The 14,645-nt window shown below is 68.3% G+C and carries 11 protein-coding genes; 8 read left to right on the top strand and 3 right to left on the bottom strand.

The window, feature by feature from the left end:
- Nucleotides 1-28 precede the first annotated feature (28 nt).
- From cheB to JHD80_RS09445, 4 genes are all read left to right on the top strand, one after another.
- The gene (cheB, locus tag JHD80_RS09460) at nucleotides 29-1,048 is read left to right on the top strand and encodes a chemotaxis response regulator protein-glutamate methylesterase (protein ID WP_199086406.1); all 1,020 of its coding nucleotides are present in this window, start codon (nucleotides 29-31) and stop codon (nucleotides 1,046-1,048) included.
- A 12-nt stretch (nucleotides 1,049-1,060) separates the two neighbouring features.
- On the top strand, nucleotides 1,061-2,083 hold the full coding sequence (locus JHD80_RS09455; RefSeq protein ID WP_199086404.1) for a GGDEF domain-containing response regulator: 1,023 nt from the start codon (nucleotides 1,061-1,063) through the stop codon (nucleotides 2,081-2,083).
- Between the two features lie 162 nt (nucleotides 2,084-2,245).
- Nucleotides 2,246-3,241, top strand: coding sequence for a sterol desaturase family protein (locus JHD80_RS09450; RefSeq protein ID WP_465246510.1), 996 nt, complete (start codon nucleotides 2,246-2,248; stop codon nucleotides 3,239-3,241).
- Complete coding sequence (locus JHD80_RS09445; RefSeq protein WP_199086400.1) at nucleotides 3,238-4,401, top strand: GNAT family N-acetyltransferase; 1,164 nt, start codon at nucleotides 3,238-3,240, stop codon at nucleotides 4,399-4,401. Before JHD80_RS09450 ends, JHD80_RS09445 begins: the two co-directional genes overlap by 4 nt.
- Here the strand turns inward: JHD80_RS09445 and JHD80_RS09440 are convergent.
- Nucleotides 4,325-5,848 (bottom strand): glucosamine inositolphosphorylceramide transferase family protein, encoded by a 1,524-nt coding sequence (locus JHD80_RS09440; RefSeq protein ID WP_199086398.1) that lies wholly within the window; start codon nucleotides 5,846-5,848, stop codon nucleotides 4,325-4,327. The genes JHD80_RS09445 and JHD80_RS09440 overlap by 77 nt on opposite strands.
- Before the next feature lie 206 nt (nucleotides 5,849-6,054).
- Between JHD80_RS09440 and JHD80_RS09435 the strand changes: the two genes are divergently transcribed.
- Nucleotides 6,055-8,193, top strand: a complete 2,139-nt coding sequence (locus JHD80_RS09435; RefSeq protein ID WP_199086396.1) for a GumC family protein — start codon at nucleotides 6,055-6,057, stop codon at nucleotides 8,191-8,193.
- Nucleotides 8,194-8,252: 59 nt separating this feature from the next.
- Nucleotides 8,253-9,587, top strand: coding sequence for a VpsF family polysaccharide biosynthesis protein (locus JHD80_RS09430; RefSeq protein ID WP_199086394.1), 1,335 nt, complete (start codon nucleotides 8,253-8,255; stop codon nucleotides 9,585-9,587).
- Here the strand turns inward: JHD80_RS09430 and JHD80_RS09425 are convergent.
- On the bottom strand, nucleotides 9,529-10,773 hold the full coding sequence (locus JHD80_RS09425) for a glycoside hydrolase family 5 protein (protein ID WP_199086392.1): 1,245 nt from the start codon (nucleotides 10,771-10,773) through the stop codon (nucleotides 9,529-9,531). The genes JHD80_RS09430 and JHD80_RS09425 overlap by 59 nt on opposite strands.
- Entirely contained in the window at nucleotides 10,770-11,942 is a 1,173-nt protein-coding gene (locus JHD80_RS09420; RefSeq protein ID WP_199086390.1) for a DUF1972 domain-containing protein, read from the bottom strand. The genes JHD80_RS09425 and JHD80_RS09420 overlap by 4 nt, the downstream gene beginning before the upstream one ends.
- 171 nt (nucleotides 11,943-12,113) lie before the next feature.
- Here JHD80_RS09420 and JHD80_RS09415 point away from each other — a divergent pair, with 171 nt between their 5' ends.
- Both JHD80_RS09415 and JHD80_RS09410 read left to right on the top strand, forming a co-directional pair.
- Nucleotides 12,114-13,253 (top strand): glycosyltransferase family 4 protein, encoded by a 1,140-nt coding sequence (locus JHD80_RS09415; protein ID WP_349237240.1) that lies wholly within the window; start codon nucleotides 12,114-12,116, stop codon nucleotides 13,251-13,253.
- Nucleotides 13,250-14,506, top strand: coding sequence for a hypothetical protein (locus tag JHD80_RS09410; protein WP_199086386.1), 1,257 nt, complete (start codon nucleotides 13,250-13,252; stop codon nucleotides 14,504-14,506). Before JHD80_RS09415 ends, JHD80_RS09410 begins: the two co-directional genes overlap by 4 nt.
- The last annotated feature ends 139 nt before the right edge of the window (nucleotides 14,507-14,645 follow it).

Genomic DNA, 14,645 nt, shown 5'->3' with positions numbered 1-14,645 from the left:
ATCCGGGCATGCGCTGTGGGGGCGTTTTATGAGAATCGGGCTGGTCAACGACCTGCCGATGGCGGTCGAGCTGTTGCGACGCGTCATCGCTTCCACGGCGGAACACGAAGTCGCCTGGATCGCCATGAATGGCCGCGAGGCGGTCGAGGCCTGCCGGCGCGACAGGCCGGACCTGATCCTGATGGACCTGAACATGCCGGAGATGGACGGCGTCGAGGCGACGCGCCGGATCATGGCCGAGACGCCCTGCCCGATCCTGCTGGTCACCGCCAGCGTCGATGCCAATGTCTCCGGCGTCTACGACGCGATGGGCTATGGGGCGCTCGACGCGGTCGATATCCCCAGCGTCGGCCTCGACGGCCACGGCTCGGCGCAGACCACCGCTTTGCTGGCGCGCATCGCCACGATCGGCCGGCTTTCGCGCGTGTCGCCGCCGGTGAGCAGCGTCCGGCGCCGGCCGCCTGCCCCGGCCTCTCCTTCCCAGCGCCTCGTCGCCATCGGCGCCTCCGCCGGCGGCCCGGCCGCGGTCGCGACGCTGCTCGGCGGGCTGGCGCCCGATTTCCCGGCCGCGATCATCCTGGTCCAGCATCTCGACGAGCAGTTCGTGCCGGGTTTCGCGAGCTGGCTCGGCCAGCATTGCCGCCTGCCCGTCCGGCCCGCCCGCGAGGGCGACCGGCCGGAACGCGGGGCCGTCCTGATCGCGGCGAGCGCCGACCACCTCGTGTTCAAGTCCGACGGAGAGCTCGGCTACCGGGCCGAGCCGCGCGACTATCCCTATCGCCCGTCGGTCGACGTGTTCTTCGAGAGCGTCGCCGAACGCTGGCAGGGAGACCCGGTCGGCGTCCTCCTGACCGGTATGGGACGGGATGGCGCCCGCGGCCTGAAACTGTTGCGCGACAGGCAGTGTTTGACGATCGCGCAGGACAAGGCCACAAGCGCGGTCTACGGGATGCCCAAAGCCGCCGCCGCCATCGGCGCGGCCGCGGAAATCCTGCCGCTGGCCGCGATCGCCCCCCGCCTGACCGAGGCGTGCGCTCCGTCGTCGTGATGAAGGTTGTCCATGACAGGCGAAACGAAATCCTCCCTGCCTGATGTCCCGCCGCCGGCCGACAGCTACCTGTCCATGGTCCTGCTGGTCGACGATCAGGTCATGGTCTGCGAAGCCGTGCGGCGCGCGCTCGCCCATCACGGCGATCTCGATTTCCACTATTGCACCGATCCGCTGGAGGCGATCGCGGTCGCCCAGCGCGTCAAGCCGACGGTGATCCTGCAGGACCTCGTCATGCCCGGCGTCGACGGGCTCGACCTCGTCCGGCAATACCGCAAGCACCCCGCCCTGCATGCGGTGCCCGTCATCGTGCTCTCGACCAAGGAGGACCCGGCGACCAAGAGCGAGGCCTTCCAGGTCGGCGCCAACGACTATCTCGTCAAGCTGCCGGACAAGGTCGAATTGATCGCCCGGGTGCGCTACCACACCCGCGCCTATCTCGATCATCTCCAGCGCGACGAGGCCTATCGCGCGCTGCGCGAAAGCCAGCGCGAACTGATGCGCGCCAATCTCGAGCTGGAACGCCTGACCCGGATCGACGGCCTGACCGGCCTCGGCAACCGCCGCTATTTCGACGAATATCTCGGCGCCGAGTGGAAGCGCTGCCAGCGCACCAAGAGCCCGCTCTCTGTGCTGATGATCGATGTCGACCATTTCAAGCGCTATAACGACGCCTATGGCCATCTCGCCGGCGACGACGTGCTGAAGCAGATCGCGCATGTGATCCAGGAGGGCTCGACCCGCTCGACCGACCTCGCCGCCCGCTTCGGCGGCGAGGAGTTCGTGGTCATCCTGACCGGCGTCCCGCAGGAAGGCGCGAGCCATGTCGCCGAACGCCTGGTGCAGGGCGTGCGCGACCTCAATATCGCGCATGGCGCCGACCGGGTGACGATCAGCGTCGGCGTGGCCACCGCCTGGCCGGATGCCGAGGGCGACCCCGCCCGGGTCGTCAATGCCGCCGACCTCGCCCTTTTCCGCGCCAAGAACGAGGGCCGCAACCGGCTGGTCTATGCGGAGCTGCCGCCCGATCGTTGAGGGAAGCAGCCTCCGACATTCTGCGAACGCGGTCGCCCAAGCTTAACCAGAAATGGCTTAACCTTGGGCGACGATCTTTCATCGCCTCAGTCGAAGCCTTAATCACCGGCGTGCCAATGCTGTGGTCCCGCATCGTTGATCGAGATGCCGATGTTTGCTGAGATGACCGACTTCGTCGGCAGAATCCTCGACAAGATCTCGGCGACGAGCCTCGTCGCAACCGGGCTGCTGTTCCTGACGGCGCTCGTCAGCGCGCTCGTCGCCTATCTCAGGACGACGAAGGAGCGCAGCTTCCGCGAGTTCTTCGATTTCGTGTTCCCCCACGAGATCATCATGCACCCTTCGGCGAAGGCGGACCTGCTGTTCTGGGTCACGCGCAAGGCGATCATGCCCTTCCTGATGCTGCCGGCGGGGATCACCTTCGTCGTCGCGGTTGGCTATGCGACCAACCGGGTGCTGGCGACGCTCTTCCACATCGATCCGCCCCTGATCCCCGGCCCGGCCGGCCCGCTCACCACGGTGATCTTCACCGTGACGATGCTGCTCGCCTACGACATCTCCTATTATCTGTACCATGTCGCGCAGCATCGCTTCCCGATCCTGTGGGAGCTGCACAAGGTCCATCACTCCGCCGAGGTCATGGTCGGCATCACCAAGGACCGCGTCCACCCGCTGGACGAACTGATGAACCGCGCCTGGGACGGCGTCATCCCCGGCATCTGCTTCGGCATCTGGTCGCTGGTCTCGCTCAACCTCGTCGAGCTCACCGTCTTCGGCATCAATGTCTACGTGATGCGCAACATCCTGATGATGGATTTCGTCAGGCATACGCATTTCAAGATCTCGTTCGGACGGCTCAACAATGTCGTCCTCTGCCCGCACTGGCACCAGTTGCACCACAGCGTCGACCCGCGTCATTACGACAAGAATTTCGGCCTGCTCTTCTCGTTCTGGGATCGCTTCTTCGGGACGCTCTGCGTGCCCAAGCCCGACGAGGACTTCAAGTTCGGGCTGATGGAGCGCAATGTCCGCGACTACCAGTCCCTTTCCGGCCTTTACCTGATGCCGCTGAAGCGGATGTGGCGTCAGATCAGACTGCGCCTGCGCCCCCGCGCGACCCGCCAGACGGCCCAGGAGATCGAGGAAACCCAGTCGTGACCGGGCAGAAGCGGCTCGCCGCGGCGGCCGGCCGCGAACTGGAGATCGTCACCTCCTACCGGCGGCTCGCGGCGCTCGCGCCGGCCTGGGACGACCTGTGGCGGCGCGCCGACGGGCTCGTGTTCCAGAGCCATGCCTGGATCGATGCCTGGTGGCGCACCGCGACGCGCCGCGACGATCGCGACCTGCTGATCGGGCTGGTCTGGAACGGCGCCGCGCTCGAAGCGATCCTGCCCTTCGCCACGATCCGCCGCCGCGGCGTCACCGTGCTGGAATGGGCCGCCAAGGAGCATAGCGACTACGGCGACGCCCTGCTCGCGCCGGACCGGAACCGCGATGCCGTCACCGCCCTGTGGTGGGAGATCGCCGCCGCTGGCGGCTTCGACATGCTCTACCTCAACCGCCTCCTGCCGGATGCGGCGATCCGGGGCATCATCGCGCCCGACGTCGCGAGCGGCCGCTTGCGCCCCAATCATCGCAGCGAGATCAGCTATCGCGTCGCCGGCCCCTGGCGGCGCGGCACGGACTGGTTCGAGGCACAGTCGAAGAAGATCCGGCAGAACTACCGGCGCGGCCGGAAATTCATGGAGGAAGCCGGCGAACTCCGCTTCCGCCTGATGACGCCTGACGAGCCGCTGGAGCCGGTGCTCACACGCGTCGCCGCGCTCAAGCGCAAATGGCTGGAGCGGCATGGCCGCGCCTCCGACCTGTTCGACGAGGGCGCCCCTGCGCTCGCCGCGCTGGTCGACGTCATGGCCCGGCTCGGCATCCTGCATGTCTTCGTGCTGGAATTGGCCGGCACGGTCGTCGCCGTCTCGATCAATGTCGTCCAGCGCCGCCGGATGATGGCCTTCATCACCACCTACGACCCGGAATTCGAGCGTGCCTCGCCCGGCATGGTCCTGATGATGGATTATATCCAGTGGTCGATCGACCAGGGGCTGGAGATGGTCGATTTCATGTGCGGCGGCGAGGATTTCAAGCGGCGCTTCGCCACGGAATCCGCGACGCTGGAATCGGTGACGGGCGCGCGCACGCTTGTCGGCCGTCTCGCCATGCTGGCCGACAACGCCGGCCACGCTATCAGGAACTGGCGCTCGCGCCCGGCGGCTGCCGGCGCGCCAGCGGATTCCGCCGAACCATCGCCGAGCCATCGATAAACTCGAACCCGCCGGCACTGTTCAGGCTGTGCAGGCGCCGGCCGGGCCAGAGCGGCCCTCCCGCCTCAAGGATGGTCTCGACCTCCTGCGCGAAACCCGTGTCGTCGAGTTGGGTCACGCGGGCGATGCCGAGCGCCTTGCCGTAACCCTGGCGGCAATCCTGCACCGGGCGCAGCAACTCCCCCTCGCGCAGCACCATCCGCCCCGCAGGCCGTGCCGAGGCGATGTCGATCAGCACGGGATTGCGCGGATGCGGCGTCCACGGTCCGCGGAAATCCGGCGCCGACCACAGGTGCAGCGCGTCCGAAAACGAGCCGCCGCCGTCGCGCACCGTCGCGAACAGCCACCACCGGCCATCCTGCTCGATGAGGGTGGCGTCGCTGGCGACCACGCCCTCGATCAGGGTCGCCTCCTTCACCCAGCCCCCCGGAAAAGCCGTGGCGCGGAAGAGATCGACCCGCGCCGCGCTGCAGCTTTCCGGGATCATCCAGATTTCGCCGTCGCGTGCGAAGACGAAGGGATAGGACAGGTGGCCCGGCTGCTCGAACACGGGCTCGGGTCGGCCCAGCGGCCCGTCCGGCCCGAACGCAACCGCCGAGATGATGCCCTTGCCCGTCGCATGGACGAAATCCTCGACGAAGAGCGTGACCCGGCCCTCGTGCAGGATCGGAAACGGATCGGCATAGAAGCGGGTGCCGTCATCCGGCAGGTCGGTCCAACCGCTATCGGGATGGCGTTGCATCGTGAACAGGTCGGGCCCGTCGAGCTTGCGCCAGCCGACCCGCCAATGCGGCGCGTGGAAGCCCGTCCGGTAGACCAGCTCGATCGCCTTCCCGATCCCGGCCTTGACCATCGTCTTCGCGATGCCGGCCTGCGCGGCGGGCGGTGTCGGCGGCCCCGTCTCGGCCGCAGGCAGCGTCGGAACGCGCAATCGTCTGCCCGCCATGGCCGCGACGATCAGCGTCACGATCCGGCTGAGGATATCCTCCAGCTTCGCCAGGAGGATGCGGCCGTTTTCGGAGCCCGGCCGGCCCGCGGCGACGAGATCGCCGCCTTCCCTGAGTTCGACGAGGGGAATTCCGCCGCCGAGCAGGGCGGCGACCAGAGCGTCCTCTCCCGCCTTGCCGTCGAAATGCAGGGTCCAGTGCCGCCCGGCTTCCGCCGCGCTCCCGTCCCCGAGATCGAGAACCAGATCGGCAGGGCCGGCCTGCCAGCTGATCGGAACGGCCGCATCGCCGGGCTCAGCCACGGCGAACAGGCCGTCGGGGCGCAAGCCATGGAGCAGGCCCTCGACGCGAAACAGAGGGCCAAGCCCGCTCCGGTCGACGGGAGCGCTCTCCGGCAGGCACAGCGACAGGTCGAGGCCCGGAAGGCTCCGCAGGCGATCGATCAGCAGCAGATGCCATCGCCGCAACGGCGAAGCACCGATAGTCAACCTCAGTCGCATGCCCCATCCCACGCGGCCGCGCGCACCGTGCGGCCCGCGAACGGAAGGCAGCCTGCCATGCCGGGATTTCGATTTCGTTAGCCCTGCCGGTGCTGGGGCGCGGGGGCAGAGCGGGGCTTGTTAAGGACTCGATGCCATTGTCCCCGCCGGTATCGCGACCGGGAAAAGCCGCGGTGCCGGCGTTGTTGCGTTGGTAGAGTTGAGGAATGGCCAGCCTGGCTGCGACCGATCATCGGCAGGAGGAAGCGGTGCAGCCGGCTCCTCGGGAGACTTATCGCCGGCGTCAGGATGGCGCTGTCGAGATCTCCGAGCTCTGGCGCATCCTCTGGCATCGCCGTTTCATGATCCTGGGCATCGCCGGCGTGCTGGCGGGCCTGGCGCTGGCCTATGGCGTCCTGACCTCCCCGCTCTACACCGCATCCGCCCAGTTGCTGATCGATCCGCGCGACCGCAATGTCGTCAGCAACGACGTCAACCCGAGCTCCGTTTCGCCGGATGGCGGGCTGGCGCAGGTCGAGAGCCAGGCCAGCGTCATCCAGTCCACCAGCGTACTGATGCGCGCGATCCGCGCTGCGCATCTGGTTGACGACAGCGAGTTCAACGGCCAGGGTCTGCTCTCGCGCCTGCTCGGCCGGGTCGCGGCCGATCCACCGAACGCCGATGGCAGCCTGACGCCGGCGGAGGCGCGCGCGCTCGCCAATCTGCGTCGCAAATTCTCGGTCCGGCGCGCCGACAAGGTCTTCGTCGTCGACGTCGTGGTGACGACCAAGGAGCCGGAGAAATCCGCCAGGCTCGCCAACGCCATCGCGGAAGCCTATCTCGCCGACCAGGCCGATGCCCGCAGCAAGGCGGCGAACGAGGCCTCCGACGCGCTGACCGCCCGGCTCGACGAACAGCGCAAGCGCGTCGAGAAGGCCGAGAACGCCGTCGAGCGCTATCGCGCCCAGAACAACCTCGTCGCGTCGTCCGGCCGCCTGATCAGCGACCAGCAGCTCGGCGAGATCAGCAACCAATTGTCCGCCGCACAGGCCCGCACGGCCGCGCTCAAGTCGCAGGTCGAGCAGATTGCCCAGCAGCGCCGCGGCGGCAGCCTTGCCGGCAACTCGACCGAGGCGATCCAGTCCCCGGTCGTCGCCAAATTGCGCGAGCAGGAGGCGACGCTGGTCCAGCGCGAGGCCGACCTGCAGAGCCAGCTCGGCCCGCGCCATCCCTCGATCGGCGCGGCCCAGAGCCAGCTCGTCCAGATCCGCCGGATGATCGCGACCGAGATCGCCCGCGTCGAACAGTCCGTGCGCACCGATTACGAGCGCGCGCAGGGCAACGAGAAGCTGCTCGCCGGCAAGCTCGAAGCCCTGACGCGGCAGACGCAAGGCGCCGACCAGGCCTCGGTGCGCCTGCGCGATCTCCAGCGCGATCTGGAGGCTGCCCGCACGGTTTATGCCAACTTCCTGCTGCGCGCTCAGGAAACCCGCGAGCAGGCCAATCTCGACACCACCAATGCCCGCATCATCAGCCGCGCGCAGGCGCCGCAGCAGGCGAGCTGGCCGCCGACCCTGCCGCTTGTCGCCGCGGCCGGCATGCTGGGGCTGGGGCTCGGCGCAGGCCTCGCGTTGATCCGCGAATATGCCGCGCCCCATCTCATCTCCCGCGCCCAGGCCGAGGCGCTGATCGGCGCGCCGGTCATCGCCGTGCTGCGGCCGGGCAAACCTGTCGCGAAGCGGCGCTGGCGCCTGCGCAAGACACCGCCTGCCCCGGCGGAGGCCGATGGCGAGGCCGGGCTTGCGCTGCTCAGGCTGTTCAATACATCGCAAACGACGGCCACCGCGGCGCACAGCCTGCTCCTGACCTCGGTCGAACGCGATGCCGCCGATCGCGAGCGCGTGACCGACCAGCTCGCGGAAGCCGCCGTCCAGCAGGGCGAGCGCGTCCTCCTAATCGACGCCGATCTCGAGAAGGCACCGGAGGATTCAGGCCCCGGCCTGATGGACCTGCTGCGCGGCGAAAGCAGCCTGGAGGCGGCGATCCATTTCGGCGCCAGCAAGGATGTCGCGATGATGTCCGGCGGGCGCCGCAAGGCGCCGCCGCAGAAGAATATCGGCCGGACCTTCGCCACGCGGATGCTGGCCGATGCCGGCCGGCATTTCGACCTCGTGGTGATGGATGGCGGCGCGCTTGGCCGCAATGTCAGGATCGCTCCGCTCGTCGGCATGGCCGAGGAGATCGTGCTGGTCGCACGCCTCTACGGCACGCGCCAGCAGGACATCGTCCAGGCCATGGAGGCCGCGCGCATCATGGGCCGCTCGATCACGGCCACGATCCTCGTCGACTCCGGCGGGCGCGGCTAGAGCATTTTCAAGCGAAGTGGACACCGGTTCGCGTGAAGAAAATGCAGCAAAATCTCCTCATGCGCACCGCCGGGCTGCGGGCTGCACCGGGCTGGGCCCGGCTCGACGGGATCAGCCGCATCGGCCTCATCGCCACGGTGCTCGTGCTGTTCTGCATCTCCGGCGGCATGCTCTGGCTCGTCGGCTACAATTACGACGGCCTCGCCGGCTCGGCCGCGACCAAGATCCATCCCTCGACCTACATGGTCGTGCTGTTCTTCTGCTGGAGCGTGCTCGCCAGCGGCGATCCGGTCAGCCGCGCCATCCACCTCGCCAGCGCCCGGCCGGCGACGCTCCTGATGCTGGTCGTCACCATCGCCGTCATTATAGTCACCATCCTGCGCGGCGGCGCCGGCATCGGCGGCATGGTCGACACCTATGTCGCCGCCTGCCTGCTGGTCTTCCTGCTCGCCGACGCCGACGACGAGACCATGGCGACGCTGACCACGATCCTGCATGTCGTGATGACGGCGAACGCCCTGCTCGCGCTCGCCGAATTCGTCACCCAGATCCGCCTCTTCCCCTATCGCTTCGACGGCATCGCCTTCGAGACGGATACACGCTCCGCCGCACTGCACGGCCATCCGCTGGCCAATGCCATGATCACCGCCTGCTATCTGATGGCACTGATCAGCGGCTCCCGCCCGCTCTCGCCGGCCGTGCGCGGCACGCTGATCGCCTTGCAGAGCGCAGCCCTCGTCGTCTTCGGTGGCCGGACGGCGCTGCTGGTCTCGCTGGCGCTCGGCCTCTGCTACGGCATCGCGATGCTGTTCGCCTCGTTGCGCGGCGGGCGCGTCTCGCTCGTCGGCGCCGCGATCGCCTGCCTGCTGGCGGCGCTGCTGCCGGTCGCGATCGGTGGATTGGCGACCGTCGGCTTCTTCGACGACGTCGCGACGCGCTTCGTCTCCGACGGCGGCAGCGCCAATGCGCGCAAGGAGATGCTCGACCTGCTCGGCATGTTCTCGCTGGGCGATCTCGTCTTCGGCCCCGACAACGACCTTGTCGACACGCTCCGGCGCGTCAACGGCCTGGAATGGGGCATCGAGAACCCCTTCATCCGCATGACGCTCTATCAGGGCGCGATCGTCACCGCGCTGGTGACCGTGGCCTTCGGCCTGTTCATGTACGAGCTCGCGCGGATCGGGCGGGCGGGCGGCGTCTGGCTGCCGATGCTCGTCTGGATCATCCTCTTGAACGGCTCGGAGAGCATCGCGACGAAGACGAACCTGCCCGCCAAGTTCGCGATCGTCGTGCTCTGCCTCTATCGCCCGGAGCACCAGACCAAGGCAGCTCCGCTCAGCCCGGCATCTTCAGCCCGAGCGCCTCGATCATGGCCGGGTCGGGCTGCCGGCTGACATCGTCGACCAACAGGCCCAGGCTGTCGAACAGGTTCCAGAACGCCCAGGGAAAACCGAGTGCCTCGGCGCTCGTTCGAACATCCCTGACATAGCGCGCGCGGTCGGCGGGGGCGGAAGCGGCAATGCCCGCGCCCGTCCGGACCGCGCCGAATTCGCCCATCAGGACACGGCCGGGCGCGATGCCCTCGCGCTGCGCCCAGGCCCGGACCTGGCGCAGATAGCCCTCGATGAAGGGCCGGTCCGGCCGGGCGTCGAAATACTCCTTCAGCACCCGCTCGGTCTCCCGATAGGTCGCGGCGCCGCTCCCTGATGCCGGCTGGCCGAGTTCTGCCATCCGGGCACGGACGGCGGCGAGCGTCGTCTCCAGCGTGCCGCGCGACGCCGGCCATGGCACCGCGTTGAGCGCCGGATAGAACGGCTCGCTCATCCATTTCGCGCCCTGATGCGAGAACAGGTAGGGCTCGTAGAAGTGGAAGGTGAAGAGCAGCGGCTCAAAGGCCGCGAGCGCGCTCGCCTTCAACGGTTCCAGCCCGGCGATCATGCTACCGCAAGCCCCCGTCGCGACCAGCGTGAGATCGGGAGCAGCACTTCGCGCGGCGCCGAGCATGCGTCGCTGGATCCGATCCCATTCGGCGGCGCCGCAAGCCTGGAACGGTTCGTTGACGGGTTCGAGCGCGACACGGCCCGGCCCCAGCCGTACCAGCCGGCCCGCCAGTTCCGCAATCAATGCGAGATAGGCCGGAAAGCCCGGCGCGGCCTCGCTGCCGAAGAGATACGTCGGGGTCCAGTGATGCGTGGCCGCATTGGCATGGAGATTGAGGACGACGGCGAAACCCTGGCCGAGCGCCTGTGCGACCGCCGCCACGACCTGGTCCAGCAGGATCACCCGCTCGCGCGACGCGGCGGTCAGGATCGGCCCGGGATCGACGGGAATGCGCACGAAATCGAAGCCCGCCCGGCGCAACCGGCCGAGATCGCGCGCCGTCGGAACGGGACGATCGAGCTGGAAAGGCGGCCAGTCATAGTCGGTGCGCGGCGCCGGAAATTCCCGCGTCAGCGAGAACCACGGCCACAGATTGATCCCGCGCCGAAGAACGAGCGGTTGCGCGGCCTGCGCCGGCCTCGCGCCGAGCAGCGTTGCCCCGACGCCTCCCGCCAGGACCGCCCGGCGGCTGAAGCTCATCCGGAACTCTTGTCGGCCAGCTTGACGGCGGCCAGTTCGGGCGCGGCAGCGGCACCGCCCATCAAGGCCAGCGCCTCGCGCTCGTAATGCTCGAGCACGGCCTGCCACTTGAACTTTTCCTGCGCTCGCGACAGCGCCGCTTTCTTCAGGCGCCCGGCAAGGATGTCATCGGCGATCAGCCTGTCGATCGCCTCGGAGCAGCCGGCCTCGTCCTTGAAGAACAGCCCGGCCTCCCCGGCGGTCCAGCGGTTATAGGGATTGTCATGCGCGATGACCGGGTTGCCCGCCCAGAGCGCCTCGACCAGCGACGGATTGGTGCCGCCGACCGTATGGCCATGCATATAGGCCCGCGCATGGAAGCGCAGGGCCTGGACGACGCCGGGGTCATAGATCGCGCCGGGCGTCAGCACCTCCGGCCCTGCCGCGGCCATGACCTCGCGGTGATACGCGATCTTGTCCGAGAACGTGCCGAGGACCACGAGCTTCATGCCGCGCGGCTTGCGTGAGAAAGCCTCGACCAGCGTCAGGATCGAATTGTCGGGTTCTATCCGGGCGATCGACACGAGATAGCGGCCGCTTTCGAGGCCGAGCCTCGCGAGAGGGGCCGTCGGCGCCGAAGCAATCGGCACGCCGCCATAGGGGATCATGGCCGTCGCCGAGCGCGGACGCCGGGTCGCCAGATGGTCGGCGATGACGGGATGGTCGGCCACCAGCCGGTTGGACGACCAGGCGGCGATCCATTCGTTGAGCCAGAACCAGGCGCGGACCGGAAAGGACCATTTCGGCCGGCGCCATTCGATGCCGTCCATGTTGGTCAGGATCTTGCGCCCCGCCAAACGCAGATAGGGCAGGAAGACCGCCCCGTTATAGCCCAGCACGAGGCTCACCGCCTCGCGGCGCGCCGCATCCCGCACGCAATGCCAGTCGAATTCGAGCGTCGCCCGCGGCCCGTCGGACGCGACCTGCGTCCGGATCAGCTCGATGCCGCGCCACATCTCGCTGCGAAACCGCTGCGTGACGGCGGGGACCTCGTCCTGGCAATAGACGCCCACGCGCCAGCCGCGCTCCACGAGAAAGAGCGCCAGCTTCTCGGCAAAGGTCTCGAAACCGCCATGCGCTGCCGGAATCCCGCGCGTTCCGAGGATCAGCAGGGTGGGAGGGGTGTCCATTTCAACCTGTCCAAACCGGCCCGCACATCATCGCAGGCAAAGCGTCGCACTTTCATTATGCCTTGAATTTCCGTGATTTATCCTCCTTTCATCCGGAATGGTTAGGACGGGCTTTCTCGAATTCCGGACATGTCCGGAACGGACCGCTGCGGCCTCGAACGGAATTGGATCGTGACGCTCCGCATTGCCTGCATACATCAAGGGTACGAACTCTACGGCTCGGACCGCAGCTTCGCCGAAAGCGTCGCGGCGCTGCGCCAGGCCTATCCGTCGGCCGAGATCGAAGTCGTGCTGCCGCGCGACGGGCCGATCCGCCGGCTGCTCGAAGGCAATGCTAGCCGCATCGTGATCGAGCCGCTCTGGGTGCTCCGCCGCAAGGATTTGCCGCGGCTGGTCGCGACCGCGCCGATCGCCCTGCCCCGCGCCGTCTTGCGGGCCGCCCGGCGCCTCAGGCGCTGCGACCTCGTCTACATCAACACCTCGGTCATCGTGGACCATGTGCTGGCCGCCCGTTTCTTTCCGGGCAAGGCGCTCCAGCACATCCACGAGATCCCCGAAGGCGCGACCCGCACGCTGCTGCGCCGGCTGATCCTCTGGGGCCGCGCCCGCCTGATCTTCAACTCGCGGGCGACGCGCGACGCCTTCGAGGCACCGCTGGGCACGCCCTCGGACGTGATCTATAACGGCGTCGCCGGCCCAGCCGACTGGGCGCCGACCGACTATGACGGCAAGCGCCCGCTGCGCGTGCTGATGCTCGGCCGGATCAACCGCATCAAGGGCCAGGAAGTCCTGCTCGCGGCGCTGGCGTCCCTGCCCTCGGAAACCCGCGACCGCATCGAGACCCGCATCGTCGGCAGCGCCTTCGAGGATCCCGGCCTCGAAATTGCCTTGCGCGAAGCCGTGACCAGCGCCGGCCTCGCTTCCCATGTCAGCGTCGAGCCCTTCCTCGACGATCCGACCCCGCTCTATCGCTGGGCGGATGTCGTCACCGTGCCGTCGCGCCGGCCGGAATCGCTCGGCCGCGTCGCGATCGAGGCGATGGCCTTCGGCCGCCCGCCGCTCGCCTCGGCCATCGGCGGCTTGCGCGAGGTGGTCGATGACGGCGTCACCGGCTGCCTGCTGCCGCCGGGGGATGCCGACGCGCTGGCACGGGCTCTCGCTGGTATCGTCAGCCATCCGGAGGCTCTCGCGCCGATGGCGCAGGCCGGTCGCGAACGCTTCAACGCCCTGTTCAGCGAGCAGGCCGTCGCGCAGGCGATCGCGGCGGTGGCCGCCGACATGCTTCGCCAGGGCTCGAGCCGCCCGCGATGAACCTCCAGGCCATCCGTCATATCGTGCTGCGACTCGTCGTCATGGTCGGCGGCGAAGCGATGCAGAGCGCCTTCCATCTCGGCCTCAACATTGCGCTGCTGCATTCCGTATCGGCACGCGACTACGGCATCTTCGCCCTGGTGATGGTCGTCGGCGGCCTGGGCCTGACCTATATCCGCGCCTTTACGGCGCTGCCTGCCAGCATCGCGATCGCCCAGAGCCGCGGCTCCGGCGCGGCCGGCGCCTATGAGGTCACCTTCGGTTCGGCTGCGATGCTGCTGTCGCTGCTGCTCGGCCTGGTCGTCACCGGCGTCCTCGGCGTCTGGCTCGACGAGGGCGCGCTGTTCGGCGGAGCCTTCATCGGGCTGTGGTCGATGCGCGCGCATGTCCGCACGGTCCTGTTTGCCCGCAATCGCCAGATGCTGGTGAGCCTCAGCGATCTCACCTTCACCCTCAGCGGCGCCGCCGGGACCGCCTGGGTGATATGGGACGGCACCCATATCCTCCAGCACACCTTCGCGGTGATGACGGCAGCCAACGCGCTCGGCATCGCGGTGCTGTTGATCCTCTCGCGGCGGCGCCCCCTGCGGATCAATTTCGGCCGGCATGTCTGGCGGCGCTACCGCAAGCTCTGGCGCGAGCTCAAATGGTCCGTGCTGAGCGTGACGATCACCAACCTCCAGGGCCAGGGCATGGCCTTGATGGTCGCGGCGATGGCGGGTCCCGCTGCCTATGCCCCGATCGCGGCGGCGCTGGTCAATTTCGTGCCGCTGCGTATCGTCTCCACCGCCTTCGCCAACATGATGCATCCCGAGCTCTCCAAGCTCATGGCGCATCGCGATTTCGCCAAGGTCGGGCAGCGGCTGCGGCGCTGGCCCCTGCCGCTCGCCTGCCTCGGCATCCTCTACGGCATCGTCGTCCTGATCGCCTTGCCCTTCATCGAGCCCGACAGCCTCGAAGGCACGCGCTTCTTCAAGATTTCCGTCCTGGCCTGGGTGATGAGCAGCCTGCCGATGCTCTATGTCATGCCGCGCATCTGGCTGGAGATCGCGCAGGACTACCGCTCCATCGCCATTCTCTCGGCCATCGCCGCCGCGGCCGGCCTGCTGCTCGTCTTCGTGCTGCTGCTGACCGTCCCGCCGTCCTGGGCCTTGCTCGGCGGCGCGCTCTCGGAGGTCATTGTGCTCATCGGCTCCTGGGCGATCGTCCGGCCAAGGCAGCGCGCAGCCGAGCAAGCCGCCAGCCGGCGCTGACGCGCCGATGGCAAGCATAGGCAATATCTATTTGCCTGCGCCGCCCCTCGCCTGAAATCCTGAGCTGGACGGTTCGCCTGCGCACGCGGCGCGAAACCCGTCGCGTCATCGCCCCGCAGCAGCTCCCGCCCGGCCCGGC

Origin of the sequence: Allobosea sp. ASV33, from assembly GCF_016428755.1 — a bacterium.
Classification (GTDB): Bacteria; Pseudomonadota; Alphaproteobacteria; order Rhizobiales; family Beijerinckiaceae; genus Allobosea.
The sequence above is the reverse complement of the archived record's forward strand: the minus strand, read 5'-3'. Positions and strand labels throughout refer to the sequence as shown.

Excerpts from the sequence above, each read along its gene's own strand:
- cheB (WP_199086406.1), top strand. The coding sequence starts at position 29 with ATGAGAATCGGGCTGGTCAACGACCTGCCGATGGCGGTCGAGCTGTTG.
- JHD80_RS09455 (WP_199086404.1), top strand. The coding sequence starts at position 1,061 with ATGACAGGCGAAACGAAATCCTCCCTGCCTGATGTCCCGCCGCCGGCC.
- JHD80_RS09450 (WP_465246510.1), top strand. The coding sequence starts at position 2,246 with ATGACCGACTTCGTCGGCAGAATCCTCGACAAGATCTCGGCGACGAGC.
- JHD80_RS09440 (WP_199086398.1), bottom strand. The coding sequence starts at position 5,848 with ATGCGACTGAGGTTGACTATCGGTGCTTCGCCGTTGCGGCGATGGCAT.
- JHD80_RS09435 (WP_199086396.1), top strand. The coding sequence starts at position 6,055 with ATGGCCAGCCTGGCTGCGACCGATCATCGGCAGGAGGAAGCGGTGCAG.
- JHD80_RS09430 (WP_199086394.1), top strand. The coding sequence starts at position 8,253 with ATGCGCACCGCCGGGCTGCGGGCTGCACCGGGCTGGGCCCGGCTCGAC.
- JHD80_RS09425 (WP_199086392.1), bottom strand. The coding sequence starts at position 10,773 with ATGAGCTTCAGCCGCCGGGCGGTCCTGGCGGGAGGCGTCGGGGCAACG.
- JHD80_RS09420 (WP_199086390.1), bottom strand. The coding sequence starts at position 11,942 with ATGGACACCCCTCCCACCCTGCTGATCCTCGGAACGCGCGGGATTCCG.
- JHD80_RS09410 (WP_199086386.1), top strand. The coding sequence starts at position 13,250 with ATGAACCTCCAGGCCATCCGTCATATCGTGCTGCGACTCGTCGTCATG.